Below are 25,281 nucleotides of genomic sequence, written 5' to 3' on the forward strand. Positions count from 1 at the left end.
CTGACGGCCCCACGAGCGCCCGGAAATCCCGCGATGGTCACGATCGGCACCCCGCTGTCCCCGCACGCCTGCCGCGTGCTGCTGCTGGGCTCGGGCGAACTGGGCAAGGAAGTGGCGATCGAACTGCAGCGCTTCGGCGTCGAGGTGATCGCCGCCGACCGCTACGCCGACGCGCCGGCGATGCAGGTCGCGCACCGCAGCCACGTGCTCGACATGCTGGACGGCGCCGCGGTGCGCGCGCTGGTCGCGCTCGAACGCCCGCACCTGATCGTGCCGGAGATCGAGGCGATCCACACCGAGACGCTGGTGGCGCTGGAGGACGAGTTCGCCGCGCGCGGCAGCGACACCCGCGTGATCCCGACCGCACGCGCCGCGCGGCTGACGATGGACCGCGAGGGCATCCGCCGCCTCGCCGCCGAAGCGCTCGGGCTGCCGACGTCGAGCTACCGGTTCGTCGACACGCTGGACGAATACCGCATCGCGGTCGAGGCGATCGGCCTGCCGTGCGTGGTCAAGCCGGTGATGTCGTCGTCGGGCAAGGGCCAGAGCCTGGTGCGCGGCGCCGACGACGTCGAGCGTGCCTGGACGTACGCGCAGACCGGCGGGCGCGCCGGCGCCGGCCGGGTCATCGTCGAGGGCTTCGTCGACTTCGACTACGAGATCACCCTGCTGACCGTTCGCCACGCCGGCGGCACCACGTTCTGCGCACCGATCGGCCACCTGCAGCGCGACGGCGACTACCGCGAGAGCTGGCAGCCGCAGCCGATGAGCGCGCTGGCGCTGGAGCGCGCGCAGCACGTCGCGCGGCGGATCACCGACGACCTCGGCGGCTGGGGGGTGTTCGGCGTCGAGCTGTTCGTCAAGGGCGACGAGGTGTGGTTCAGCGAGGTGTCGCCGCGCCCGCACGACACCGGCCTGGTCACGCTGGCATCGCAGGACCTCAGCCAGTTCGCCCTGCACGCGCGCGCGATCCTCGGCCTGCCGATCCCGACCGATGCCCGCGGCGGCCTGCGCACGCATCCGGCCACCGCGTCGTGCGCGGTGCTCGCGCAGGGCCACGGCGTGCCGGTGTTCTCCAACGTCGAGGCGGCACTCGCCGAGCCCGACACGCAGCTGCGCCTGTTCGGCAAGCCGCGCGTCGAGGGCCAGCGCCGGGTCGCGGTGACGCTCGCCCGCGGCGAGTCGATCGACGCCGCGCGCGCGGCCGCGCGCGATGCTGCCGCGGCGCTGGCGATCGAGCTGCGCTAGCGGGGCCGGTGCCGCATGCGCTGGCGCCCGGCCCCGCGCCGGCGTAGACACCGCACTGCGTTGCGGCCTGCCATGATCGGCGCCGACGACGACGGAAGGCGGCAATGAGCGACATCTCGCTTGATACCAGCGGCGGCTACGCGGTGTTCTTCTTTCCCCAGGCCCTGGAGGCGCTGGGCGAGGCGATCGCGCCGTACCTGACCGACGGCCCGGGCGGCCCGCACGTGCTGTGCCGCGAGATCGACACCGGCGGTGCGCTGATCGAGATGAGCCTCGACGCCGCCTCGGTGGAAGGGCGCGACGTGGCGCTGGAGTTGATGGTCCCAACGAGCATGGTGCGGATGATCGTCTCGGCGCGCAGCGACGGTGCGTTCGGGTTCGGGCCGCGGCTGGCGAGCGCCGGGCCGACGACCGACCTGCCGCCGGTGGGCCCGCACGGCATGCCGGTGCGTGCGCCGAGTACGGCGATTCCCGGCGCGGCGCCGGTCGCGCCGGCGCCCGCCGACGCACCGTCCGAAGAGCTCACCCGGTCCGAGCCGCCGACGACCTGAGTGCCAGACGTTTCAGCCGTCCGGCAGCGTGCGCCAGCGCCGGCCGTCGAAGGCCTCGAGCGGGCGGAACCGGCGCTTGTAGTCCATCTTCGGATGCGTCGGGATCCAGTAGCCCAGGTAGACGTGCTCGCGGCCCGTCGCGGCGGCCCACTCCAGCTGATGCAGGATCGCCAGCGTGCCCAGGCCGCGCGCGCGCAGCTCCGGCTCGTAGAACGTGTACACCGCCGACAGGGCGTCCTCGACCACGTCGGTGACGGCCACCGCGAGCAGGCGACCGCCCTCGCGGAACTCGAGGAAGCGCGCGTGGCTCCACGTGCCGATCAGGAACTGCTCGAACTCGAGCGCGCCGTGCTCGTCCATGCCGCCGCCGGCGTGCCGTGCGGTGAGGTAGCGGCGGTACAGCGCCAGCTGCTCCTCGGTGCGATCGGCCGGGCACACGCGCATCTCGACCGCCGCGTTGCGCGCGCGGCAGCGACGCTGGCTGCGGTCGGGACGGAACGATGCGACCGGAATGCGCACCGGAACGCACGCGCGGCAGTAGCCGCAGTGCGGGCGGTAGACGATGTCGCCGGACCGGCGGAACCCCCACGCGAGCGCCATCGGGTAGCGCGCGGCGAGTTTCGGGTCGCGCGGGTCGAGGACGAGGTCACGCGCGATGCGGTTGGGCCAGTAGCCGCACGGATGCTCGCCGGTGTGGAACAGGCGGAGGTCGTCGGTGTCCTGGCCGGGGTCGGTGCCCATGCGGCCAGCATAGCGCCGCGGGCGCGCCGCGCTGTCGCCGGGATGAACGGTAAAGGCGCGGCGTCAACCCGGCGGCGTTGCGCGCGTTGACTGCTGCGACGGCGCAACCGCGCGTCCCGAATCGGAGTCAACGCATGAACCGTTCCCACCTCGCTGCCGGTGCGCTCGCGCTGGCGATCGCCGGCCTCGTCGCCGGCACGACCGTTGCCGTGGCCCAGGGCGCGGCGCCCAGCCGCTCGAAGATCGACGCCAACGGCGACGGCGCCATCGACCGGGCCGAAGCGGCCGCGCACCCGCGGATGGCGGAGAAGTTCGACCAGCTCGACCGCAACCGCGATGGACGCATCGACGCGTCCGAGCGCCCGCAGCGCCACGGCAAGCGCCACGGCCGGGGCGGTCACGACGGCATGGGCGGCATCGCCAAGCTCGACGGCAATGCCGACGGTCGCATCAGCAAGGTCGAGGCGGCCGCGCAGCCGCGGCTGGCCGAGCGCTTCGACGCCGCCGATCGCAACCGGGACGGCTACCTGGTGCGCAGCGAGCTGCAGGCGATGCATGCCCAGCGGCGGGCCGAGTTCTCGGCGCAGCGCCAGCAGCGCACGGACCAGGCGTTCACCGAGGCCGACGCCAACCGCGACGGGCGGCTGAGCCGCGCCGAGGTCGAGTCGAAGATGCCGCGCCTGGCGCAGCAGTTCGCGTTCCTGGACGAGGACCGCGACGGCTACCTGAGCCGCGCCGACCTGGCGCCGCCGCGTCGCTGACCGCGCCGATGGCCGTTCGCCTCGCGCGCGGCCGTTGTCAGCAGTGAGGTCATCCCCTGGCCCGTGCCGGCGTCTCCGCGGCACGGGTTCTTTTTTGTCCGCCGGATGGAGAGGCGCGCGCCGGACCGTCGCGGGTCAGAATCGCCCCGAATCGACCATCGCGTAGACGATCGCGCCCAGCGCCATCGCGTTGCTGATGACCACGCCGGTGCGCCCGTACGTGAGTTCGAACGTCCACGGCACCCGGCCGCGGCGCGCGCGCTGGCGTTCACGGTAGGGCAGCAGCACGCGCTGCAGCGGCACCAGGTACTGGTAGTTCAGCACCGCCAGCCCCGCGAGCGTGGTCAGCAGTACCCAGGTCCAGCCGCTGGTGGTCAGCGCCACCGACACCAGGGTCAGGCAGAACACGGCCGCGGAGGCCGTGTTCATGCGAACGAAGCGCCCGAGCGCCTGCCGCTCGGCCTCGTTGCCGGCCAGCCGCATCAGGAAGTAGCCGCCGAGCAGCGCGCCCAGCGTGCCGCCGACCAGACCGCCGAGCAGACCGCCAGCGTGCGCCTCGAACTCGGCCAGCACGCCGAGCGAGCCGCCGGCGACGCCGCCGGACAGCGCGGATGCGCCCATGCCGCTGCCGAGCTTGCCGAGCCCCGCGCCGGCCGAGCCGGCCGCGATCACCGCGGCCGCGGCGGCGGGCGGGCTGACCGTGCCCAGGGTGCCGACCACCAGCGTCGTGAACGCCACCGACGGCGCGCTGTCGCGCGCGAAGGCGCCGAAGCGGGCGAGCAGGTCGCCGCGGACGCTGGCGCGGGCGCGCGACAGCCGCTTGCGCACCGCCGCGTCGCTGAGGCCCAGCAGCAGGGCCACCTGCTGCGAACTCTGGCCTTCGCGGTAGTACAGCAGCAGCACCTCGCGGCTCTCGTCGGGCAGGGCGGCGATCAGCTCGGCCGCCGCGGCTTGGCGCTCGGCGTCGATCAGCTGCTCGCACGGCGGCGGCAGCGGGTCGGCCGCCGCTTCGATCGCCGCGTCGGCCTCCTCGCTCGCCGTCGCCAGGCGATGCCGCGTGCGCAGGTGGTCGCGGGCGAGGTTGCGGGTGATCTGCCGCAGCCACGGCAGGAAGCTCGAGGTGTTCTTGAGCTTGCGCAGGTTCTGCCACGCGTTGAGGAAAGCCTCCTGCGCGATGTCCTCGCTGGCGTGGACGTCGCGCACGATCGCCAGCGCGATCGCGGTCACCGAGTTCTGGCAGGCCGAGACGATGCGGCCGTACGCCGCCTGGTCGCCGCGCGCGGCGGCCGGCAGGTGGGCGTGGATCAGCGAGTCGAGCACGTGGGCGTTCATGCGTTCAGCCCCCGCGACGGGTCAGCAGTGCGGACACGGCGACGGCCCAGGTCGCCACTGCGGCCAGCGCCATGGCCGGGACCGGCGGCAAGGCGGCGAGCCACGGCGCGACGGCGTCGCCAAGGCCCGGCGGTAGGCACAGCAGGAGGGCGGACAGGTCGGTGGGCATGGCGGGCGTCCATTTCGCGGGTCTTGCCAACACAGACGAGGCGGGGCCGCCGATGTGACCGGGCGCGCCGGCTCAGGTGGCGACGTGCTTCAGCACTCGCCCCACCTGCCAGCGGCCGTCGACGCGCTTGAGCTCCAGCGTCTTGTAGCGCGCGGACATGCGGTGGTGGTACGCGCTGAATTCGATCGTCGCCGTGTCGGCGCCGGTCTGGCGGAACCAGTTGACCTCGATGATCGAGGCCTCGCGACCGGACGCCGGGTGCGAACTGGCGTTGTCCTCGTCGGCGCTGCGCAGGCACTGCGACGCCGGCACGAGCGCCAGCCCCGGCTGCACCAGGCGGTCGAACACGGCCGGCAGCGGGTCGCGACCGTCGATCGCCACGCACTGGACGAGCGCGCGGTCCGCGTCGAGTTCGCTGGCGAAGACCGCGACCGCCGCGTCGGCCGGCGTGGCCGATGGCGCGCCGTCGTACGTCGCCGCCGCCGCCGGCGTGCCGGCCTCGCCATCGGGCGTTCCCGTCTGCAGGCCGCGCAGCATCGCCAGGCCCAGGACGACGACGATGCCGCCGATCAGCGCCATCTTGATCCGGAACAGCCGCTGCTGCGCCGGGGTCTTGCCGGCCTGGCCGCGGTCGTCGTGCACGCTCGGCAGCAGGAAGCTCTCCCCGGGGCGGGTCGAATCGATCAGGCCGTTGTCGCGCAGGATCTCGCGCGCGCGCACCTGCTCGTCGGCCTTGACCACCCAGACTGCCGGCTGCTGCTTTGAGGGCTGGGTGTAGCGGAAGGTGCCGCGCACGTTGCCCTTGTACGAGCGAGGCTGGGTGATGCGCACCTCGATGCCGGCATCGCTGAGCAGCTTGGCGACGCCTTCGACGTTCTCGATCCGCTGGCTGCTGAAGACCTGGCGCATGGCTCAGCCCTTCGCCTTGGTGCCGTCGGTCGCGCGTTCGTCGTCCTTCGGCTCGGCGACGACGCGGATCAGGCCTTCCTGTGCGGTGCTGGCCACGAGCCGGCCGTCGCGGTCGTAGATCTGTCCGCGCGCCAGCCCGCGGCTGTCCTGCGCGCTGGGGCTGTCGATCGAATACAGCAGCCAGTCGTCGGCGCGGAACGGGCGGTGGAACCACAGCGCGTGGTCGAGCGAAGCCATCAGCACGTTCGGCTGGTAGTAGCTGATGCCGTGCGGGAACGTGGCTGTGCCGAGCAGGTGGAAGTCCGACGCGTAGGCCAGCAGCGCGCGGTGCAGCTCCGGCGCGTCGCCGACGCGCTCGCTGAGCCGGAACCAGACCTGCTGGTACGGCGGGCGCTTGGGCGGGTTGAGCTCGTCGCGCGGGTAGACGTGGCGGAACTCGAACGGACCGGCGCGGGTCAGCCAGCGCTGCACCTTGGTCGGCAGCGTGGCCATCACCTCGGGCGGCACCGCCGGCGCCGGGTCGATGTCCTCGGGCTTGGGGACCTCGGGCATCGACAGCTGGTGCTCGCCGCCGTGTTCCTCCTTCTGGAACGACGCGGCGAGGAAGAAGATCGGCTGGCCGTGCTGGATCGCGGTGACGCGGCGCACCGAGAAGCTGCCGCCGTCGCGGGTGCGGTCGACCTGGTAGACGATCGGGGCCTCGATGTCGCCGGCCTTGAGGAAGTAGGCGTGCAGCGAATGCGCCGAGCGCGGCGTTTCCATCGTCGCCTGCGTCGCCGACAGCGCCTGGCCGAGCACCTGCCCGCCGAACACGTACTTGGTGCCGATGTCGCGGCTCTGGCCGCGGAACAGGTTGTCTTCGAGTCGCTCGAGCGACAGCAGTTCGATCAGCTCGGAAACGGGAGAAGTCATGGTTGCGCGGGGTCGGGGGCGGTGGCCAGTATATCGGCCGGGGTTGACGCGCTGCCGCGCGGCACAGGCGCGTCATGCAAGCGGAGCAGTCGATGCAGGAAGCGCACGGGCGATGCGGTCGCCCTCCGGGACGCGGGCGGTGGCGGGGATGGCAGGCGTTCGCCCTGCTGCTGGCCGCCGGTGCCAGCCACGCCGAGCTGCGGGTCAGCGAGCGCACCGTTCATTACGACCTCGCGGCGCGGTCGCTCGACGCACTGCGCGACGAGATCCGCCGCAACGGGCCGCAGGACGAATCGGGTCGTCGCTACGACGGCCTGACCGCGTGGACGATCGAATGGGCAGCGGAGTTCCGCGACGATGAGCTGCCGGGCCGCCCGCGCGCCGGTCCGCGGCGCTGCCGGCCGGACGGGCACGCCGTCACCCTGGATCTCACCGTCACCGTGCCGCGCTGGGCCCACCGCGACCGCGCCGGGCGCGAGGCCCGCGAGCGCTGGGACGCCTACCTGGCCGCGCTGGTCGCGCACGAGGCGCAGCACCGCGCGCTGGCCGTCGACGGGGCCCGGCGAATCGAGGCCGCGCTGGCGGCGACCGCCCCGGGCGAGCGCTGCCGCGACCTGCAGTGGCAGGTCGAGAAGGTCGTGAACCGGATCCAGCAGCGGCTGGGGGTGGACAACCGCCTGCTCGACCGCCGCACGAAGCACGGCCGCGAACAGGGCGTGCGGCTCTGACGGACGATGTCAGGCGGCCGCGTCGGCCTCGATCCGCAGCAGCTCGATCGCGCCGAGCACGCGCACCCACGGGAAAAGAGGGCCGGGGTCGCGCTTGCGCCGCACGCGGCGGTTGGCGTCGTCGGTGGCCACCACTTCGGTGGTGTCGAGGTCCTCGTGCCCGGCGATGTAGCGCAGCGCCGGCAGGTCGGCGTGCAGCCGGTTCAGCAGCGCCACGAGCGCGTCGATCTGCGCGTCGGTGTACGGCTCGTCCATCGCCTGGTGTCCCGCGGCGAGCCAGTCGGGATAGCGGCCGCGGTTGACCAGTTCGATGCCGACCGCGCGCGCGTTGTAGCCGCGCGTGTGGTTGGCGACGCGCTCGAGCGCCACGTACTGGTGCACGCTGCCGTCGCGGTCGATGTAGAAGTGGCCGCTGTTGCCGGTCTGCGAGCCGGTGTAGAGGATTTCCTCGCCGAAGCGCCGGGCCATGGCCAGGTCGGGGAGTTCGGTGCAGTGGATGACGACCAGGTCGATCGCGTCGCGCTCGCGCGGGTCCAGGCGGGCTTCGTACGGCAGTGGCTCCACCTGCACGGGTGGCATCGACGGCGGGGGCGACATGGCCCGGATGCTAGCATTCGCCTCCGCCACGGAGATCGCCATGCGCCTGCCCCCCGCCGATTCCGAACTCGGCAAGCTGATGGCGACGCTGCCGCGCGCCGGCCGGGTCGAGTGGATCGGCCTGCGCCCCCAGCGCGACGTGGCGATGCAGGTGGTCGACTCGGCCGTCGCCGAAGCCGGTCGCGGCCTGGTCGGCGACCGCTACGGCAGCGGCAGCGGCAAGCGCGGCGTCACCCTGATCCAGGCCGAGCACCTGCCCGCGATCGCGGCGCTTGCGGGCATCGACGGCATCGCGCCGGCGACGCTGCGCCGCAACGTCCTGGTTGCGGGCATTCCGCTGGTGGCGCTCAAGGGTCGCCGCTTCCGCATCGGCGAGGTGCTGCTCGAAGGCACCGGCGACTGCGATCCGTGCTCGCGCATGGAAGCCGCGCTCGGACCCGGCGGCTACAACGCCATGCGCGGCCACGGCGGCCTGTGCGCGCGCATCCTCGAGGGCGGCGCGTTGCGCGTCGGCGACCCGGTCGTCGCCGTCGCCGACTGACCCTCCGATCGATCACCCGGATTCCCATGCCACTTCGCGGTCACTGCATCCTGTCCCACGGTTTCGAGAGCGGTCCCGACGCCACCAAGGTGACCGCGCTCGCTGCCGCCGCCGAGCGCGCTGGCTGGACCCACGAACGCCCCGACTACACCGACCTCGATGCGATGCGTTCGGTCAGCGAGGTCGGCGACGTGCCGGCGCGGGTCCAGCGCCTGCTCGAGCGCGCGCGCGCTGCCGCGGCGCGCGGCCCGCTGGTGCTGGCCGGCTCCAGCCTCGGCGCGTACGTGTCGGGACTGGTGTCGCTGCAGGTGCCGGTCGCCGGCCTGTTCCTGATGGCGCCGCCGGTGCGGATGGGCCAGGCCCATCCGCTCGACGCCGCGCCGGTGCCGATTTCGGTCCTGCACGGCTGGGGCGACGAGCTGATCCCGGCCGCCGACGTCGTCGCGTGGGCGCAGCCGCGCCGTGCGCGCCTGCTGCTGGTCGACGACGGGCACCGGCTGTCGTCTCACGTCGACACCAGCGCCACGCTGTTCGCCGACCTGCTGGCGGGGCTGTGACATGAAGTTCTTCGCCAGCTGCGGCAAGGGTCTCGAATACCTGCTCGCCGACGAGCTCGTCGCGCTGGGCTGCGCGCGCGCGACGGCGGCGATGGCCGGCGCCAACGTCGAAGGCACACTGCTCGACGCGCAGCGCGCGGTGCTGTGGTCGCGGCTGGCCAGCCGCGTGCTGTGGCCGATCGCCGAGTTCGACTGCGCCGACGAGCACGCGCTGTACGCCGGCGCCGCCGCGGTCGACTGGCCGGCGCACCTGGCCGGCGGGCACACGGTGGCCGTCGACGCGCACGTGTCCGGCGATGCGCTGACGCACGCGCGCTACGCGGCGCAGCGGGTCAAGGACGCGGTCGTCGACGTGATGCGCGCGCGCACCGGCGCGCGGCCGGACGTCGACGTCGAGGCCCCGGACCTGCGCCTGAACCTGGTCGTGCGCAAGGGCCGCGCGATCCTGTCGATCGACCTGGGCGGCGGTCCGCTGCACCGGCGCGGCTGGCGGCAGAAGCAGGGCGAGGCGCCGCTGAAGGAGAACCTGGCCGCGGCCGTGCTGCTGCGCGGCCAGTGGCCGGCGGTGTACGCCGACGGCGGCGCGCTGCTCGACCCGATGTGCGGCAGCGGCACGCTGCTGATCGAGGGCGCGCTGATGGCGGCCGACGTCGCGCCCGGCCTGCTGCGCCACGGCAACGCGACGCCGACGCGCTGGCGCGGCTTCGACGTCGCCGGCTGGGACGCGCTCGTCGACGACGCGCGCCGCCGCGAGGCCGCCGGCATGGCGGCACTGCGGCCGGTGTTCTTCGGCCGCGATCTGGACCCGCACGCGATCCGTGCGGCGCGCGACAACGCCGACCTCGCCGGGCTGGCCGGCGTCATCGACTTCGGCGTGGCCGACATCCGCGCGCTCGATGCCGGCACCGTGCAGCACGACGGCGCGACGATCGCGCGCGGGCTGGCGGTGTGCAACCCGCCGTACGATGCGCGCCTGGCGGCCGATCCGGCCCTATACCGCGCGCTCGGCGACGGCCTCAAGCGCGCCGTGCCGCAGTGGCGCGCGAGCCTGCTGTGCGGCGACGCCGAGCTGGCGTTCGCCACCGGCCTGCGCGCGGCGAAGAAGTACCAGCTGTTCAACGGCGCGATCGAGTGCACGCTGATCGCGGTCGATCCGATCGCGCCGCCGCAGCGCGCCGTCTCCGAGGCGACGCCGGCGCTGTCGGACGGCGCTCAGATGGTCGCCAACCGGCTGCGTCGGAACCTGCGCAAGCTGAAGGCCTGGCGCGAGCGCGAAGGCGTCACCTGCTATCGCGCGTACGACGCCGACCTGCCCGAGTACGCCGCGGCGATCGACGTCTACACGACCGACGCCGCCGCGCCGGTGACCTGGCTGCACGTGCAGGAGTACGCCGCGCCGGCCGACATTCCCGAGGCCGTGCAGCGGCGTCGCCTCAACGAGCTGCTGGCGGCCGCGCGGGACGTGTTCGACGTCCCGCGCGAACGCGTCGCGCTGAAGACCCGCGCCAAGGGCAAGGGCGGCAGCAAGTACGGGCAAATGGACGCGCGCGGCGAGCTGCTGACCGTGCGCGAGGGCGACGCGCGGCTCCGCGTGAATCTGTTCGACTACCTCGACACCGGCCTGTTCCTCGACCACCGGCCGATGCGCCTGCGGCTGGCCGAGGAGGCCGGCGACGCGCGCTTCCTCAACCTGTTCTGCTACACCGGCGCGGCGACCGTGCACGCGGCCGTCGGCGGCGCGCGGCTGACCACGTCGGTCGACCTGTCCGGCACGTACCTGGAATGGCTGGCCGACAACCTGCGCGAGAACAACGTCGGCGGCACCAAGCACCGGCTGGTGCAGGCCGACGCGCTCGCGTGGCTGGAGGCCGACACGCACGAGTACGACCTGGTGTTCTGCGACCCGCCGACGTTCTCGAACTCCAAGCGCGCCAGCGATTTCGACGTGCAGGCCGCGCACGTGCGCCTGCTGCGCGCCGCGGTGGCCCGGCTCTCGCGCGATGGCGTGCTGTACTTCTCCAACAACTACCGGCGCTTCCGCCTCGACGAAGCGGCGATCGCCGCGTTCGCGCGCTGCGAGGACATCTCGCCGCAGACCATCCCGCCCGACTTCGAACGCGACCCGCGCATCCACCGGTGCTGGCGCCTGCAGCGGCTCGACGCGGTGCGCAGCGGCTGATGATGGCGCGCGCGTGAAGGGCACGAAGCGCCCCGGTGCGATGACGTTCTTCCGCCAGTGGCTGAAGAATCCGCTGCGCACCGCGGCGCTGCTGCCGTCCAGCGCGGAGCTTGCGGCGGCGATGATCGCCGCGATGCCCGACGGCGTCCGCCGGGTGATCGAACTGGGCGGCGGCACGGGCGCGATCACCGCGGCGCTGCTCGACGCCGGCATCGACGCGGACGACCTGCTGGTGCTGGAGCTCAACGAAGAGCTGCACGCGCACCTGCGCGCGCGCTTTCCGCGGGTTCGCGCGGTGCTCGGCGATGCGCGATCGCTCGAGCGGCTCGCCGACGAGGCCGGCTACCTGGCCGGCGGCCGCGCCGACGCGATCGTGTCCGGACTGGGTCTGCTGAGCATGCCGCCGCCGCTGCAGCAGGAGATCCTCGAGGCCGCGCTTGCCTGCCTGCGCGACGACGGCGTGCTGGTGCAGTTCACCTACGGGCCCATTGCGCCGGTGGCCGACGCCGTCGCCGAGGCGCTGGGCCTCACGGTCGAGCGCGGGGACTTCGTGCTGCGCAACGTGCCGCCCGCGACGGTCTACGTGTACCGGCACGCAGGCGCTCCGGGACAATAGGTCGAAAAATCCATCCGTCGTTGCGGAGGTGGAACGGACGGTCGCGGCGCACCCGGCTGGCGGGCGCGCGCGGCGGTGCCATCCTGTGCCCCGCGTCGATTCGACGCGCCCCGCAGGAACCGCCATGACCACCGCCACCGTCCACCCCGCCCACGTCGCCCGCAAGCTGCGCGGCATGCCGGCGTCCGACGGCGCCGGCGTGAAGCTCGTCCGCGTGATCGGCAGCCCGCAGCTCGACATGCTCGACCCGTTCCTGATGCTCGACGAGTTCGGCACCGACAAGCCCGAGGACTACCTGGCCGGCTTCCCGAGCCACCCGCACCGCGGCTTCGAGACCGTCACCTACATGCTCGACGGGCGCATGCGGCACAAGGACAACCACGGCAACGAGGGCGTGCTCGTGCCCGGCAGCGTGCAGTGGATGACCGCCGGGCGCGGGCTGATCCATTCGGAGATGCCCGAGCAGGAGCAGGGTCGGATGCGCGGCTTCCAGCTGTGGGTGAACCTGCCGGCGCGCGACAAGATGACCGCGCCGCGCTACCAGGAGTTCGCTCCCGACCGGATCCCGCAGGTGCGGCCGGCCGACGGCGTGACGGTCAAAGTGATTGCCGGCCGCGTCGGCGACACGGTCGGGCCGATCGACCAGCCCGCGACGGCGCCGGTGTACCTCGACGTGATCCTCGCCCCCGGCGCGGCCTGGACGCATGAATTGCCCGACGGGCACAGCGCGTTCGCGTATCCGTACGAGGGCAGCGTCACGCTCGGCCGCGACGACGCGGCGCGCGAGGTGCTGGCGCAGGAGCTGGCCGTGCTCGGCGGTGGCGCCGAGGTCGCGCTGCGTGCCGGCGCCGACGGTGCGCGGCTGATCCTGGTCGCGGGCCGTCCGATCCGCGAGCCGGTCGCCAAGCACGGGCCGTTCGTGATGAACACCCGCGAGGAACTGATGCAGGCGTTCGTCGACTACCAGCAGGGACGCTTCTGACGAGTCGGCACTGAAGCACGACGGCAACGCCGCGCGACGAGCGCGGCGTTGTCTCGTTGGAAGGAGGCGATCAGTCCTTCTGCAGCAGCTTGTGGGTCACGCCGCCGAGCAGGCCGCCGAGGATCGGCGCCAGCCAGAACAGCCACAGCTGTGACATCGCCCCGCTGCCGGCGAACAGCGCGACGCCGGTCGAGCGCGCCGGGTTCACCGAGGTGTTGGTGACCGGAATGCTGATCAGGTGGATCAGCGTCAGCGCCAGCCCGATCGCGATCGGCGCGAACCCGCCAGGCGCGCGTGCGCTGGTGGCGCCGAGGATGACCACGAGGAAGAACGCGGTCAGCACCACTTCGCACAGGAATGCCGCCGCCAGGCTGTAGCCGCCGGGCGACAGGGCATCGAAGCCGTTGCTGGCGAATGCGCCCGCGGCGGCTGGATCGATCGCGAAGGTCGCGGTGCCGCTGGCGATCTGCAGCAGGACGAAGCCGGCCACGATGCCGCCAAGCACCTGCGCCACGATGTACGGCACCAGGTCGCGCACGCCGAAGCGCCCGCCGGCCCACAGGCCGATGCTGACGGCCGGATTGAAGTGCGCGCCGGACATGTGGCCGAACGCGTAGGCGCCGGTCAGCACGGTCAGGCCGAAGGCCAGCGATACGCCGACGAGTCCGATGCCCAGCGGATTGCCGTCGCCGCCGAAGTTGGCCGCCAGCACCGCGCTGCCGCATCCACCCAGTACCAGCCAGAACGTGCCGAGGAACTCGGCTCCGAGTCGCTTGAACATGCGTCTTTCCCCCAGGGATGGCGCCGGGCGCAGTCGCCGCGGCCGCCTGACGCTAGGCCAGTTCAGCTTCGGATTTGTTGCAGATCGGTTAAACCGCCGCCGATGCCGACCGGCGGCGGTTGAGGCGCCCGATCAGTTGCTGCTGAGCCGGGTGGCGCCGAACTGCATTGACTGCGCCTGGTCGAGCGACGCGCGCAGTCCGTCGGCCGAACGCGCCTGCAGCCACACGTGGGCGATCCGCCCGTCGGGCAGCTCGACCAGCGTCTCGCGCGTCTCGACGTTCGGCTGGCCCGCGACCTCGCTGCGGTACCAGGCGATCTCGCGGCCGTCGATCCGGCCGAGTTCGGCCCGGTTTCCGCCCTTGGGCTTGAACGGGACCTTGTCGGCGATGTACAGCCCGAAGGCCTCGGAACCGTCGGCGCGCAGCGCGCGGCAGAAATCCGCCTTGCCGGCGGCGCGGTGTTCCCAGGTCAGGCCGGTGTCGGCCGGCAGCCGCGGGCAGCCGCCGGCCGCCTGAGCGTGTGCAACCCCGGAGACGGCGCATGCCAACGGCAGCGCCAGCAACAGCCATGCAGAAACTTTCATCGCAACTCCCCCTGAAGTCCGCGGGTGGACCGAGAACGGTTCCACGGCCCGAACATAGTCCACTTCCCGGGGCTTGACAAATGACGAGAGTGAATGGGGGCTTGGTTTCTCGCGAAACCATACGCTGCCGTGTCGCGGCGCCGGCCAGCGTGCGGTCAGCGCGTCGGCAGGGGGATCGACTCGAGCTCGCCGGGGACGCTGCCGAACCGGCCGGCCTGCCAGTCGGCCTTGGCCTGCTCGATGCGCTCCTTCGAACTGGACACGAAGTTCCACCACAGGTGGCGCGGGCCGTCGAGCGGCTCGCCGCCCAGCAGCATCGCCTTGACCGGGGTGCGCGCCCGCAGCCTCGGCCGGGTGCCGGGGTCGAGCACCACCAGGTGCATCGCCGGGATGTCGGCGCCGTCGAGCTGCGCTTCGCCGTCGAGCACGTACAGCGCCCGCTCCGGGTGGCTGTCGTCGAGCGCGAGTTCCGCGGCCGGGTCGAGGTCGATCGCCACGTACAGCGTGTCGGCGAACACGCGCACCGGCGACTCCTCGCCGTAGCCGCGCCCGGCCACCACGCGCAGCCACGCGCCGTCGCGGCGCTGCTGCGGCAAGGTTGCGGCCGGGTGGTGGTGGAAGGCCGGCATCGCCTCTTCGTCCGGCTTCGGCAGCGCGACCCAGGTCTGCATGCCGTGCAGCGACTGGCCGCCTTCGCGCAGCGCAGCCGGCGTGCGCTCGGAGTGCGCGATGCCGCGGCCGGCCGTCATCCAGTTGACGTCGCCGGGGTTGATGTCCTGCGCGCTGCCGAGCGTGTCGCGGTGGTGGATGGTTCCCGACCACAGGAACGTCACGGTGGCCAACCCGATGTGCGGGTGCGGGCGCACGTCGATGCCGCGGCCGGGCTCGAACACGGCCGGCCCCATGTGGTCGACGAACACGAACGGGCCGACCGAGCGCGCCTGGATCGACGGCACCGCACGGCGCACCTGGAAGCCGCCGAGGTCGTGGACGCGGGGGGCGATGATCGTGGTCATGGGGGCGGCTCCGGGGGTTTGCCGAGGCTCTGCAGCATGCCGCGCCGCCGCGGGCGACGCAGCCCGCCGAACGGAACAGCCCGTCCCGACCCGCGCCGTCAGCGCGCCGACACCTGCAGCGTCGCGGTCGGTGCGTCGCCGCGCGCCAGCGCCAGCAGCCGCAGCTGCCACGCCCCGATCGGCGTCGGTGCCTTCGCGTCGGTGTTGACGGTCACTCGCTGTTCGCCGTTGCCGGCGGCGGTGAAGCCGAACACCACATCGGCATCGCCGGCGCGGATGCAGACGACGTCGACCGGGCAGCGAGAGTCGGCGGCCACTTCGACGTAGCGCAATCGTGAGGCGTCCGGCAGCGCGACGGTTTCGCCGGGCACCATGGTGAACGGCCGGTCGGCGGCCACCGCGCGCCCGGCGCCCGGCGTCGCGCAGGCGGCGAGCAGCAGCAGTGCCGGGGCCACGAAGGCCAGGCCCGAGACGGTCGGGGCAGGGCGGCGAATGTCCATCGGCGATCCGGTCGTCAGGGATCGCGCGATTGCACCAGCGTCGCCGTCCCGCGCGCGTCAACGCGCACGGTCATGCGCCGGTCGTACTCGGTCTCGTCCATCGGCGGCACCACGCAGCCGCACAGCGCCGCGGCGACGTCGGGGGCGGTGTTGCTGTGGCCGACGACCAGCACGATGCCGCGCGCGTGATCGCGGCGCAGCGCCGCGGCGAAGTCGCCGGCCGCGCCGCGCGCGTCGTACGCGGTGACGTCCAGCCCGTGCGCACGCGCGGTCGGCGCGGCAGTGAGCCGGGTGCGGCGGTAGCCGGTCGCGTAGACCGCGGTCACGTCGTCCGACGCCAGCGAACGCGCCAGCCGCTGCGCGCGCGCTTCGCCGGCCGCGGTAAGCGCGGGATCCTTCGGGTCGTCGCTGGCCTTCTCGGCGTGGCGCACGACGACGAAGGTCACGCCGGGCTCCGGCGGGGAGCGAGGCGCGTGGCTGCACGCAGATGCCGTCGCGACCAGCGCGGCGGCGAAAAGTGAGGCGAGACCGGTGGTGCGCCGACGCGCCGCATGGCGCGTCGAGCCGTCGCGCGGCGAATCGCAGGTGTTCGGATCGCATCCCATCGGTCGAGGGTCCTGTGCGTGCGGGCGGGTCAGCGCGGATTCTGCAGCAGCGCGAGCAGCCCGCGCGCGGCGTTCAGGCGGGTCGCGGCGTCGGGCAGCTCGAGCTTGACCCGCAGCTTGTCCGGCCCGTCCATCTGGTACGACTTCGGCTGCCCCTGGATCAGGCGGATGATCGCCATCGGATCGACGTCGGGCTTCTCGACGAACTGCACGCGACCGCCGGCCTCGCCGAGGTCGAGCTTGCGGATGCCCAGCGCGGTCGCCTGCAGCTTCAGCTCGGCGATCGCGAACAGGTGCTTGGCCGGGTCGGGCAGCAGGCCGAAGCGGTCGATCATCTCGACCTGCAGCTCGCGCAGCGCCTCGCTGTCCTTCGCGCTGCTGATTCGCTTGTACAGCGTCAGCCGGGTGTGGACGTCGGGCAGGTAGTCGTCGGGGATCAGCGACGGGATGTGCAGGTCGACCTCGGCGCCGCGCGCCTGGGTGCCGTCGACGTCGGGCAGCTTGCCCTGGCGGATCGACTTGACAGCGCGCTCGAGCAACTCGGTGTACAGGCTGAAGCCGACCTCGGCCATCTGCCCGCTCTGGTCCTCGCCGAGCAGCTCGCCGGCGCCGCGGATCTCCAGGTCGTGCGTGGCGAGGGTGAAGCCGGCGCCGAGCTCGTCCATCGCCGAGATCGCGTCGAGCCGCTTGCGTGCGTCCTCGGTGATCGCCTTGCGGTCGGGCACGACCAGGTACGCGTACGCGCGGTGGTGCGACCGGCCGACGCGGCCGCGCAGCTGGTGCAGCTGGGCCAGGCCGAAGCGGTCGGCGCGGTTGATGATGATCGTGTTCGCGTTGGGGATGTCGATGCCCGATTCGATGATCGTCGTCGACAGCAGCACGTTGAAGCGCTGCTTGTGGAAGTCGAGCATGACCCGCTCGAGCTCGCGCTCCGGCATCTGGCCGTGCGCCACGCCGATGCGCGCCTCCGGCACCAGCTCCTGCAGCTCGCGCTGCATGCGGCCGATGCTCTCGACGTCGTTGTGCAGGAAGTACAGCTGGCCGCCGCGCGACAGCTCGCGCTGGAACGCCTCGCGCAGCTGCGCGTCGTCCCACGGCACCACGAAGGTCTGCACCGCCAGTCGGTGCGCCGGCGGAGTGGCGATGATCGACAGGTCGCGCAAGCCCGCCATCGCCATGTTCAGCGTGCGCGGGATCGGCGTCGCGGTCAGCGTCAGCAGGTGCACGTTCGCGCGCAGCGCCTTCAGCGCTTCCTTCTGGCGCACGCCGAAGCGCTGCTCCTCGTCGACGATGACCAGGCCCAGGTCGGTGAACTTCACGTCCGGCTGCAGCAGGCGGTGGGTGCCGACGATCACGTCGATCTTGCCCTCCGCCAGCTTCTGCAGCTCGGCCTCGATCTCCTTCTTCGACTTGAAGCGCGACAGCACCTCCACGCGTAGCGGCCAGTCGGCGAAGCGGTCGCGGAAGTTGCGGTAGTGCTGCTCGGCCAGCAGCGTCGTCGGCACCAGCACCGCGACCTGCTTGCCGGCCGCGGCGGCGACGAACGCCGCGCGCACGGCGACCTCGGTCTTGCCGAAGCCGACGTCGCCGCAGACCACGCGATCCATCGGCTGGCTGCTGGCGAGATCGCGGATCACCGCCTCGATCGCGCTGTGCTGGTCGGGCGTTTCCTCGAACGGGAACGCCGCCGCGAACGGCTCGTACATGACCCGATCGAGGTCGATCGCCATGCCGGCGCGCGCCTTGCGCTTGGCCTGGATCTCCAGCAGCTCCGCGGCGACGTCGCGGACCTTCTCGGCCGCCTTGCGCTTGGCCTTGGTCCACTGCTCGCCGCCGAGCGAGTGCAGCGGCGCGGTCTCGTCGGACGCGCCGGAGTAGCGGTTGATCAGGTGCAGCTGCGCGACCGGCACGTACAGGCGGTCGCCCTTGGCGTACTCGATCTCGAGGTATTCGCCTTTCTCGCCGCCGGCCTCGAGCACCATCAGCCCGCGGTAGCGGCCAACGCCGTGGTCCTCGTGCACGATCGGGGCGCCGAGCGACAGCTCGCTGAGGTCGCGGATGATCGCTTCCGGCTCGCGCACCGCGCGCCGGCGCCGGCGCGGCTGCGAGGCGCGCTCCGGGAACAGCTGGCGCTCGGTCAGGACCGTCAGCGCCGGCTCGGTGATCGCGAAGCCGTCGTCGAACGGCGCCACCGCGATCGCGAACGACGGCAGCGGCGCGGTCGTGCCGCGCGGCGGCGCGAACGCCGTCCAGTCGGCGAGCACGTCCGGCTTGAGCTCCGCGGCATGCAGCAGCTCGAGCAGCGCCTCGCGCCGGCCCGGCGAGTCGGCGGCGACCAGCGTTCGGCCCGGGTAGCTGCGCAGGAACGATTTCAGGGCTTCGGCCGGCGCGTGGTCCTTTGCGGCCAGCGGCAGCGCGGGCGCCGGCTGCTCGCCGAGCGCCTGCGCGCGCGCGCGCTGGGCATGGGTCGGGCCGCAGACCTCGATCCGCCAGCCCTGGTTGAGGTGCTCGCGCAGCCTGTCGGCCGACAGGTACAGCGCATCGGGCGGCAGCAGCGGGCGCTCGATGTCGTGGCGGCGCTGCTCGTAGCGCTCGCCGGTGTTGGTCCAGAACTGCTCGGCGGCCTCGAACGCGCCGTCGAGCACGACCGGCAGCACGTTGCCGGCGAGGTAGTCGAACAGCGTGGCCGTCTGGTCGAAGAACAGCGGCAGGTAGTACTCGATGCCCGACGGCGCCAGCCCGGACTTGAGGTCCTGGTACAGCGCGCTGCGCCGCGTGTCGAGGTCGAACCGATCGCGCAGCGCGTCGAGCGCGCGCTTCAGCGAGGCCTCGTCGAGCGGCACCTCGCGGCCCGGCAGCAGGTGCACCGCGTCGATCTTGTCGAGCGAGCGCTGGGTCTCCGGATCGAACGCGCGGATCGTGTCGATCTCGTCGTCGAGCAGCTCCACGCGGAACGGCGCGTCGGCGCCCATCGGATACACATCGAGCAGGCCGCCGCGCACCGCGAAGTCGCCCGGGTCGAGCACCTGCGGCACGTGCCGGTAGCCGGCCGATTCGAGCCGCCGCTTTTCGGCGTCGAGGTCGAGCCGCTGGCCGACGCGCACGTCGAAGCTGCCGCCGACGATGTGGCGCAGCGGCGCGAGGCGCTGCAGCAGCGTCTGCACCGGCACCACGACGACGCCGCGCTTCAGCGTCGGCAGGCGGTGCAGGGCCGCCAGGCGCTGGCTGACGATGTCCGGGTGCGGACTGAACTGGTCGTACGGCAGCGTTTCCCAGTCCGGGAACGGCAGCACCGGCAGCGCGCCGCCCTCGCGCGCGTCGCCGCCGAGCAGCGTGCGCAGGTCGGACTCGACCTGGTGCGCGCCGTGGTTGTCGCGCGCGACCACGAGCATCGGCCCGTCGTGCGCCTGCGCAGCGGCGGCCAGGTGGAACGCCAGCGCCGACGGCGAAGCGGGCGCGCGCCACCAGGCGCGCAGCTGGCCGGCCTTCGGCAGGGGCGGGACGGGGTAGGCGGGGCTCGACATCGGGGATTTCGCTCGCGGCAAAACAGGTGCAGCGCCGGCAGCATTCGCGGCCAGCGCACGGGGCCGCGCAGTTTACGCGACGGGCATCGGCGGGCCTTCCCACACCCCTGGATCGGTGCGAGCCGCGCAACAGTGCAGCCCATTCGCGTGCCCGCGATTGAATCGCGCGCTATGTAATATCAGCGCCATGGACAGCCAGCGCCCGCCCGCACGCACCGCTTCGGCGCCCCGACGGGGCACCGCGGCCGTATCGGCTCCCCCGGCGGGCGACATGTCGCGCAGTGACGCGGCGCTGCGGCTCGACAGCCAGCTGTGCTTCGCCCTGTATTCCGCGGCGCTGGCGCTCAACAAGGTCTATCGCCGGCACCTGGCCGCGCTCGGTCTGACCTACCCGCAGTACCTGGTGATGCTGGTGCTGTGGGAGCGCGACGGCGTGGCCGTGTCCGAGATCGGCGAACGGCTGCACCTCGACTCGGCCACCCTGACGCCGCTGCTGAAGCGCCTGCAGGGCGCCGGGCTGGTCACGCGCACCCGTGCCGCGCACGACGAACGCCAGGTCCTGATTGACCTGACCGAGCCGGGCCGCGCGCTTAAGGCCCGGGCGCGCGCCGTGCCGCGCGCCGTGGCCGGTGCGACCGGCTGCACGCAGCCGGAGCTGGCCGCGATCAAGTCCCGGCTCGAGTCACTGCGCGAATCGCTGCTTGCCGCCGAGTAGCGCGCTGGCGTGTTGCCCCTCCCAAACCCCGATGCTCCCCCAACCGACAAGGAACCACCGATGTCACTCGACAACGTCCTCTACACCGCCCACGCCACCGCCAACGGCGGCCGCGACGGGCGCGCCCGTTCGTCCGACGGCGCGCTCGACGTGAAGCTGACCACCCCGCGCGAGCTCGGCGGCGCCGGCGGCGACGGCAGCAATCCGGAGCAGCTGTTCGCGGCCGGCTATTCCGCGTGCTTCATCGGCGCGCTCAAGTACGTGGCCGCGCAGGAGAAGATCGCGCTGCCGGCGGACACGCGGATCGACGGCGAAGTCGGCATCGGGCCGATCGCGACGGGGTTCGGCATCCAGGCGGCGCTGACCGTCACCATCCCCGGGATGGACCGCGCCCAGGCCGAGGCGCTGGTGCAGAAGGCGCACGTCGTGTGCCCGTACTCGAACGCCACCCGCGGCAACATCGACGTCACCCTGACGGTCGCCTGATCCCGTCAGCGCCCGCACATGCGAACGGCCCCGGCGCGCGAGCGTCGGGGCCGTTCAGTTCATGCGCAATCGCGAGGCCGCTGCGCCTCAGGCGGCCTCGCGCTTCTTCAGGTCGAGGGTGACCCGGATCAGTCCGGGCGCGTCGTGCTGGAACTCGCGCTCGAACCCGAGCGACTCCGCCAGCTGCAGCATCGGCTGGTTGTGCTCGAACACGTCGCCGTAGATCCGCTCGATCTTCTTGCCGCGGGCCCATTTGACCAGCCGCGTCATCAGGTAGCGGCCCAGCCCCATGCCCGAGATGTAGTGGCTGACCAGGATCGCGAATTCCGCGTCGCGGCCGTTGTCGTCGACCGCGATGCGCGCGACGGCGCCGACCAGCGCTTCGCCGGGCGGCAGCGGTTCGGCCGCCACCAGCGCGAATTCGGATTTCGGATTGACCCGCGTGAAGCGTTCCGCCATCTCCGGCGTGAGCTCCTTGACCGAGTACAGGAATCGCTGCCGCACCTCGTCGGGCTGCAGTAGGTTGAAGCCAGCCCGCAGGGGTTCGGCGTCTTCCGGCCGGATCGGTCGGATCAGCAGCTCTCGCCCGTTGGGCAAACGCTGGCGTTCGTGCCAGGGGGGGAGTCGTTCGCGCGCAGCCATGGCCGGATATTGGCACACTGAACCCGCCCGACTTCTTCATTTGGCGCTCACATGCAAGCACCCGCACTGCACCGGATCGTCGACCGCTGGCCGGGCGTGGAGTCAGGCATGAAGTGGGACGACGACCTCGTGTTCACCGTCGCCGGCAAGATGTTCTGCGTGCTGTGCGTGCAGGGTCCGCAGGCCGGCCGGCTGAGCTTCAAGGTCGACGACGCGCGCTTCCTCGAACTGACCGACCGGCCCGGCTTCGTGCCGGCGCCGTACCTGGCGCGCGCGCACTGGGTGCTGGTCGAGGCGCCGGAGCGCCTGCCCGAGGGCGAGCTCGATGCGCTGCTGAGCCGCAGCTACGAGCTGGTGCGCGCGAAGCTGACGAAGAAGGCGCAGCGTGAGCTTGCCGACTGAACCGGCCGCGCCGGCGGCGCCGGGGTTCGGCGAGGCGCTGCGGTTCTGGGCCAAGCTCGGCTGGATCTCGTTCGGCGGCCCGGCGGGCCAGATCGCGGTGATGCATCGCGAGCTCGTCGAGCGCCGCCGCTGGGTCGACGAGTCCGCCTTCCTGCACGGCTTGAACTACTGCATGGTGCTCCCCGGGCCGGAGGCGATGCAGCTGGCGACGTGGCTGGGCTGGCGCCTGCACGGCCTGCGCGGCGGGCTCGCCGCAGGCGCGCTGTTCGTGCTGCCGGCGGTCGCCATCCTCGCGCTGCTGAGCTGGGCCTACCTTCGATTCGGCGAGCTGCCCGCGGTCGCCGGGGCGCTGTTCGGCATCCAGGCCGCGACGCTCGCGCTGGTGGTGCAGGCGATCGCGCGCATCGGCCGGCGCGTGCTGCGCACCCCCATGGCGCTGGCGCTGGCCGCCGCTGCGTTTCTTGCGCTGTTCGCACTGCAGTGGTCGTTCGTGGCGATCGTGCTGGCGGCCGCCCTGGTCGGCATCGCCCAGGGACGCTGGCGGCCCGGTTGGCTGCCGGCGCCTGCGCACGCGGGCGAGGCCATGCCGGTGCGCGCGGGCGCGCAGGCCGGCCTCGCGCGCGCGGCCGGCGTGGCGATGCTGCTGCTCGCCGCGTGGTGGCTGCCGCTGCTCGGCGTGCGTGCATGGCTCGGAGCGGACAGCACGGCGTGGACGATGGGCGTGTTCTTCAGCAAGGCGGCGCTGGTGACGCTCGGCGGCGCGTATGCGGTGCTGCCGTATGTCGCCCAACAGGCCGTCGAGGTGCACGGCTGGCTGACCGCGCCGCAGATGCTGGTGGGGCTCGGCCTGGCCGAATCGACGCCCGGGCCGCTGATCATGGTGCTGGAGTTCGTCGGCTTCGTCGGCGGCTGGCAGCGCCCGGACCTGGGCTCGCCGCTGGCATCGGCGCTGCTGGGGGCCGCGGTGACGGTGTGGGCGACGTTCCTGCCGAGCTTCCTGTTCGTGCTGCCGGCGGCGCCGTGGATCGAGCGGCTGCGCTCGGTGCGCTGGCTCGCGGCGGCCCTGGTGGCCGTCACCGCAGCCGTCGTCGGCGCGATGGCCAGCCTGGCGCTGTGGTTCGGCTGGCACCTGCTCGCGCCGCTGCCGGTGGCGCAGATCGCGTTCGCCGCGGCGGTGGCCCTGGCCGCGTGGTGGGCGCTCGACCGGCGCGACGTCGGCACCGGCTGGGTCGTGCTCGCGGCGGCCGCGCTCGGCACGGCCGCCGCGCTCGCCGGGTTTTCGTCCGGCTGAGCGGGGCGCGTTAGGCGGCCTTGGCCGGCGTCGACCTGCGCAGGCGCGAGAACAGCGACACCACCGCCAGCACGATCGCGCCGGCGGCGATGCCGACGACCGCGTCGTACAGCAGCGACACCAGCCAGCCCAGCGAGCCGCCGAGCAGCGGCTCGATCAGATGGTGCAGGGCGGGGATGCCGTGCACGAGGATGCCGCCGCCGACCAGGAACATCGCCGCGGTGCCGGCGATCGACAGGAACTTCATCAGGTACGGCGCGCCGACCAGCAGGCCGCGGCCGATCGCCGCCTTGATGCCGGTGCCGGCGCGGCTCAGCGCCAGGCCGAGGTCGTCGAGCTTGACGATGCCGGCGACCAGGCCGTACACGCCGACCGTCATGATCGCCGAGATGGCGACCAGCACCGCGATCTGGCGCGAGAACGCCTCCTGCGCGACGGTGCCGAGCGAGATCACGATGATCTCGGCCGACAGGATGAAGTCGGTGCGGATCGCGCCTTTGATCTTGTCCTTCTCGAACGCGACCATGTCGACGTTCTCGTCCTGCACCGCGCGCAGCAGCTCGGCGTGGTGCGAGTCTTCCTCCTGCTTGGAGTGCAGGAACTTGTGCGCGAGCTTCTCGACGCCCTCGTAGCACAGGAACGCGCCGCCGATCATCAGCAGCGGCGTGATCAGCGGGATGTTGATGCCGCGGCCGTGCAGCCACGACTCCAGCAGGCTGATGCCGAGCGCGGCCGGTACCAGGATCGCCTTGTTGACCATCGAGCCCTTCGCGACCGCCCACACCACCGGCAGCTCGCGGTCCGGGTCGATGCCCGAGACCTGCTGCGCGTTGAGCGCGAGGTCGTCGCCGAGAACGCCGGCGGTTTTCTTCGTCGCGACCTTGGTCATCACCGAGACGTCGTCCAGCAGCGTGGCGATGTCGTCGATCAGGGCAAACAGGCTGGATCCGGCCATAGCAGGGTCGTCGGGGGAGGGCGGGGAGGCGCGGATTGTGCCACGCGGCGATGAAGCGGCCGTCGCAGCCGCGCGGTCAGTCCGGCCGGCGCAGGAACTCGACCCGCGACGTGGCGCCGGCCTCGCCGAGCGTGTCGGCGAGCAGCTTGGCAACCGGCTGCAGGGTCTGCTCGATCTGCCACGGCGCGTTGAGCAGCAGCAGGCCGCTGCCGTTCATGCGCAGCGGCGAGTCGTCGCGGCGCACCAGAACTTCGACCAGCATCACCGACCTGGCCGGGATCGTTGCCGCGCGCCGGTAGAACGGCTGCAGCGCGCGCCGCAGCTTGATCGGGTACCACAGCGCGAACGTGCCCTGCGGCCAGCGGGCGATGCCCTCGCGCAGCGCGTGGATCGCGTGGTCGAACTCGTCGAGCTGCGCCTCGTACGGCGGGTCGATCAGCACCAGCCCCCGGTTGAGGCGGGTGGCGCCGACCTTCGGCGGCAGCAGCGCCTTGATCGCCGCGTAGCCGTCGCGCGCCTCGGCGACCACGCGCGGGTCGCGGGCGAAGTTGCCGGCCAGCACCGCGGCTTCTTCCGGGTGCAGCTCGCACAGCGCGATCCGGTCCTCGGCGCGAAGCGCGTGCGCCAGCAGCCACGGCGAACCGGGGTAGGTGTGGCTGCCGTGCTCGGCGCGGCAGGCGCGCACCGCCGACAGATAGCGGGTGATGGCCGGGTGCTTCGGCGCCTCGGCGAGCAGCCGGCCGATGCCGCCCTCGGCCTCGCCGGTGCGCTGGGCGGAGTTGCTGTCGAGCGCGTAGAGACCGCGGCCGGCGTGGGTGTCGAGCGCGAACAGCGGCGTCGGCTTGGCGGTCAGGGCGTCGCAGATCGCCAGCAGGGCGACGTGCTTGAGGACGTCGGCGTGGTTGCCGGCGTGGAAGGCGTGGCGGTAATTCATCGCGCTAGGGTAGCCGGTCGCG

Annotated in this window: 28 protein-coding genes; 13 read left to right on the forward strand and 15 right to left on the reverse strand. The window is 72.7% G+C overall.

Annotated elements, in window-relative coordinates:
* Positions 1-33 precede the first annotated feature (33 nt).
* Positions 34-1,248, forward strand: coding sequence for a formate-dependent phosphoribosylglycinamide formyltransferase (purT, locus tag D3A60_RS05440; RefSeq protein WP_119717730.1), 1,215 nt, complete (start codon positions 34-36; stop codon positions 1,246-1,248).
* Positions 1,249-1,352: 104 nt separating this feature from the next.
* Positions 1,353-1,799, forward strand: a complete 447-nt coding sequence (locus D3A60_RS05445; RefSeq protein WP_119717731.1) for a hypothetical protein — start codon at positions 1,353-1,355, stop codon at positions 1,797-1,799.
* Between the two features lie 12 nt (positions 1,800-1,811).
* Here the strand turns inward: D3A60_RS05445 and D3A60_RS05450 are convergent, their stop codons facing one another.
* Positions 1,812-2,540, reverse strand: coding sequence for an arginyltransferase (locus D3A60_RS05450; protein WP_119717732.1), 729 nt, complete (start codon positions 2,538-2,540; stop codon positions 1,812-1,814).
* 134 nt (positions 2,541-2,674) lie between these two features.
* On the opposite strand from D3A60_RS05450, the gene D3A60_RS05455 reads away from it, so the two are divergent.
* Positions 2,675-3,301, forward strand: a complete 627-nt coding sequence (locus D3A60_RS05455; protein WP_119717733.1) for an EF-hand domain-containing protein — start codon at positions 2,675-2,677, stop codon at positions 3,299-3,301.
* 135 nt (positions 3,302-3,436) lie between these two features.
* On the opposite strand, the gene D3A60_RS05465 is transcribed toward D3A60_RS05455, so the two are convergent.
* The 4 genes from D3A60_RS05465 to tesB form a co-directional block, all read right to left on the reverse strand.
* Positions 3,437-4,633: an RNA polymerase sigma factor gene (locus D3A60_RS05465; RefSeq protein WP_119717734.1), complete on the reverse strand. Its 1,197-nt coding sequence runs from the start codon at positions 4,631-4,633 to the stop codon at positions 3,437-3,439.
* 4 nt (positions 4,634-4,637) lie between these two features.
* The gene (locus tag D3A60_RS14475) at positions 4,638-4,802 is read right to left on the reverse strand and encodes a hypothetical protein (RefSeq protein ID WP_157981406.1); all 165 of its coding nucleotides are present in this window, start codon (positions 4,800-4,802) and stop codon (positions 4,638-4,640) included.
* A gap of 72 nt (positions 4,803-4,874) precedes the next feature.
* The gene (locus D3A60_RS05470) at positions 4,875-5,711 is read right to left on the reverse strand and encodes a hypothetical protein (RefSeq protein WP_119717735.1); all 837 of its coding nucleotides are present in this window, start codon (positions 5,709-5,711) and stop codon (positions 4,875-4,877) included.
* A 3-nt stretch (positions 5,712-5,714) separates the two neighbouring features.
* Positions 5,715-6,623 (reverse strand): acyl-CoA thioesterase II, encoded by a 909-nt coding sequence (tesB, locus tag D3A60_RS05475; RefSeq protein ID WP_119717736.1) that lies wholly within the window; start codon positions 6,621-6,623, stop codon positions 5,715-5,717.
* A 74-nt stretch (positions 6,624-6,697) separates the two neighbouring features.
* On the opposite strand from tesB, the gene D3A60_RS05480 reads away from it, so the two are divergent.
* A complete protein-coding gene (locus D3A60_RS05480; RefSeq protein ID WP_119717737.1) occupies positions 6,698-7,351 on the forward strand; it encodes a DUF922 domain-containing protein in 654 nt (217 codons plus the stop codon).
* Between the two features lie 9 nt (positions 7,352-7,360).
* Here D3A60_RS05480 and D3A60_RS05485 read toward each other — a convergent pair whose 3' ends face one another.
* Positions 7,361-7,948 (reverse strand): N-acetylmuramoyl-L-alanine amidase, encoded by a 588-nt coding sequence (locus D3A60_RS05485; protein ID WP_119717738.1) that lies wholly within the window; start codon positions 7,946-7,948, stop codon positions 7,361-7,363.
* Positions 7,949-7,988: 40 nt separating this feature from the next.
* Here D3A60_RS05485 and D3A60_RS05490 point away from each other — a divergent pair, with 40 nt between their 5' ends.
* The 5 genes from D3A60_RS05490 to D3A60_RS05510 all read left to right on the forward strand — a co-directional run bounded on the left by D3A60_RS05490 (position 7,989) and on the right by D3A60_RS05510 (position 12,823).
* Complete coding sequence (locus D3A60_RS05490; protein WP_119717739.1) at positions 7,989-8,489, forward strand: MOSC domain-containing protein; 501 nt, start codon at positions 7,989-7,991, stop codon at positions 8,487-8,489.
* A gap of 26 nt (positions 8,490-8,515) precedes the next feature.
* Positions 8,516-9,046, forward strand: coding sequence for an alpha/beta family hydrolase (locus tag D3A60_RS05495; RefSeq protein WP_119717740.1), 531 nt, complete (start codon positions 8,516-8,518; stop codon positions 9,044-9,046).
* 1 nt (position 9,047) lies between these two features.
* On the forward strand, positions 9,048-11,225 hold the full coding sequence (rlmKL, locus tag D3A60_RS05500; protein ID WP_119717741.1) for a bifunctional 23S rRNA (guanine(2069)-N(7))-methyltransferase RlmK/23S rRNA (guanine(2445)-N(2))-methyltransferase RlmL: 2,178 nt from the start codon (positions 9,048-9,050) through the stop codon (positions 11,223-11,225).
* Positions 11,226-11,238: 13 nt separating this feature from the next.
* Complete coding sequence (locus D3A60_RS05505; protein ID WP_119717742.1) at positions 11,239-11,841, forward strand: class I SAM-dependent methyltransferase; 603 nt, start codon at positions 11,239-11,241, stop codon at positions 11,839-11,841.
* Between the two features lie 124 nt (positions 11,842-11,965).
* Positions 11,966-12,823 carry a pirin family protein gene (locus D3A60_RS05510; RefSeq protein ID WP_119717743.1) on the forward strand — a complete coding sequence of 286 codons (858 nt, stop codon included), beginning with the start codon at positions 11,966-11,968 and terminating at the stop codon, positions 12,821-12,823.
* A 70-nt stretch (positions 12,824-12,893) separates the two neighbouring features.
* On the opposite strand, the gene aqpZ is transcribed toward D3A60_RS05510, so the two are convergent.
* The 6 genes from aqpZ to mfd form a co-directional block, all read right to left on the reverse strand.
* Positions 12,894-13,604 (reverse strand): aquaporin Z, encoded by a 711-nt coding sequence (aqpZ, locus tag D3A60_RS05515; protein WP_119717744.1) that lies wholly within the window; start codon positions 13,602-13,604, stop codon positions 12,894-12,896.
* A 132-nt stretch (positions 13,605-13,736) separates the two neighbouring features.
* A complete protein-coding gene (locus D3A60_RS05520; RefSeq protein ID WP_157981407.1) occupies positions 13,737-14,189 on the reverse strand; it encodes a hypothetical protein in 453 nt (150 codons plus the stop codon).
* A 155-nt stretch (positions 14,190-14,344) separates the two neighbouring features.
* A complete protein-coding gene (locus D3A60_RS05525; RefSeq protein WP_119717746.1) occupies positions 14,345-15,205 on the reverse strand; it encodes a pirin family protein in 861 nt (286 codons plus the stop codon).
* Between the two features lie 98 nt (positions 15,206-15,303).
* On the reverse strand, positions 15,304-15,705 hold the full coding sequence (locus tag D3A60_RS05530; RefSeq protein WP_119717747.1) for a hypothetical protein: 402 nt from the start codon (positions 15,703-15,705) through the stop codon (positions 15,304-15,306).
* 14 nt (positions 15,706-15,719) lie between these two features.
* On the reverse strand, positions 15,720-16,151 hold the full coding sequence (locus D3A60_RS05535) for a SixA phosphatase family protein (RefSeq protein ID WP_157981408.1): 432 nt from the start codon (positions 16,149-16,151) through the stop codon (positions 15,720-15,722).
* Positions 16,152-16,339: 188 nt separating this feature from the next.
* The gene (gene mfd / locus D3A60_RS05540; protein ID WP_119717749.1) at positions 16,340-19,834 is read right to left on the reverse strand and encodes a transcription-repair coupling factor; all 3,495 of its coding nucleotides are present in this window, start codon (positions 19,832-19,834) and stop codon (positions 16,340-16,342) included.
* 271 nt (positions 19,835-20,105) lie between these two features.
* On the opposite strand from mfd, the gene D3A60_RS05545 reads away from it, so the two are divergent.
* Both D3A60_RS05545 and D3A60_RS05550 read left to right on the forward strand, forming a co-directional pair.
* The gene (locus D3A60_RS05545; RefSeq protein ID WP_119717750.1) at positions 20,106-20,549 is read left to right on the forward strand and encodes a MarR family winged helix-turn-helix transcriptional regulator; all 444 of its coding nucleotides are present in this window, start codon (positions 20,106-20,108) and stop codon (positions 20,547-20,549) included.
* 60 nt (positions 20,550-20,609) lie between these two features.
* Positions 20,610-21,035 carry an organic hydroperoxide resistance protein gene (locus tag D3A60_RS05550; protein ID WP_119717751.1) on the forward strand — a complete coding sequence of 142 codons (426 nt, stop codon included), beginning with the start codon at positions 20,610-20,612 and terminating at the stop codon, positions 21,033-21,035.
* A gap of 87 nt (positions 21,036-21,122) precedes the next feature.
* Here D3A60_RS05550 and D3A60_RS05555 read toward each other — a convergent pair whose 3' ends face one another.
* The gene (locus D3A60_RS05555; protein WP_119717752.1) at positions 21,123-21,677 is read right to left on the reverse strand and encodes a GNAT family N-acetyltransferase; all 555 of its coding nucleotides are present in this window, start codon (positions 21,675-21,677) and stop codon (positions 21,123-21,125) included.
* Between the two features lie 51 nt (positions 21,678-21,728).
* Here D3A60_RS05555 and D3A60_RS05560 point away from each other — a divergent pair, with 51 nt between their 5' ends.
* Together D3A60_RS05560 and chrA are read left to right on the forward strand one after the other, a co-directional pair.
* On the forward strand, positions 21,729-22,079 hold the full coding sequence (locus tag D3A60_RS05560; protein ID WP_119717753.1) for an MmcQ/YjbR family DNA-binding protein: 351 nt from the start codon (positions 21,729-21,731) through the stop codon (positions 22,077-22,079).
* Positions 22,063-23,370, forward strand: coding sequence for a chromate efflux transporter (gene chrA, locus D3A60_RS05565; RefSeq protein ID WP_196778663.1), 1,308 nt, complete (start codon positions 22,063-22,065; stop codon positions 23,368-23,370). The genes D3A60_RS05560 and chrA overlap by 17 nt, the downstream gene beginning before the upstream one ends.
* 10 nt (positions 23,371-23,380) lie before the next feature.
* On the opposite strand, the gene D3A60_RS05570 is transcribed toward chrA, so the two are convergent.
* The gene (locus D3A60_RS05570; RefSeq protein WP_119717755.1) at positions 23,381-24,325 is read right to left on the reverse strand and encodes a DUF808 domain-containing protein; all 945 of its coding nucleotides are present in this window, start codon (positions 24,323-24,325) and stop codon (positions 23,381-23,383) included.
* A 76-nt stretch (positions 24,326-24,401) separates the two neighbouring features.
* Entirely contained in the window at positions 24,402-25,259 is an 858-nt protein-coding gene (locus D3A60_RS05575; RefSeq protein ID WP_119717756.1) for a 23S rRNA (adenine(2030)-N(6))-methyltransferase RlmJ, read from the reverse strand.
* Between the last annotated feature and the right edge of the window lie 22 nt (positions 25,260-25,281).

This window comes from Cognatilysobacter tabacisoli (assembly GCF_003586305.1).
GTDB classification, from domain to species: Bacteria; Pseudomonadota; Gammaproteobacteria; order Xanthomonadales; family Xanthomonadaceae; genus Cognatilysobacter_A; species Cognatilysobacter_A tabacisoli.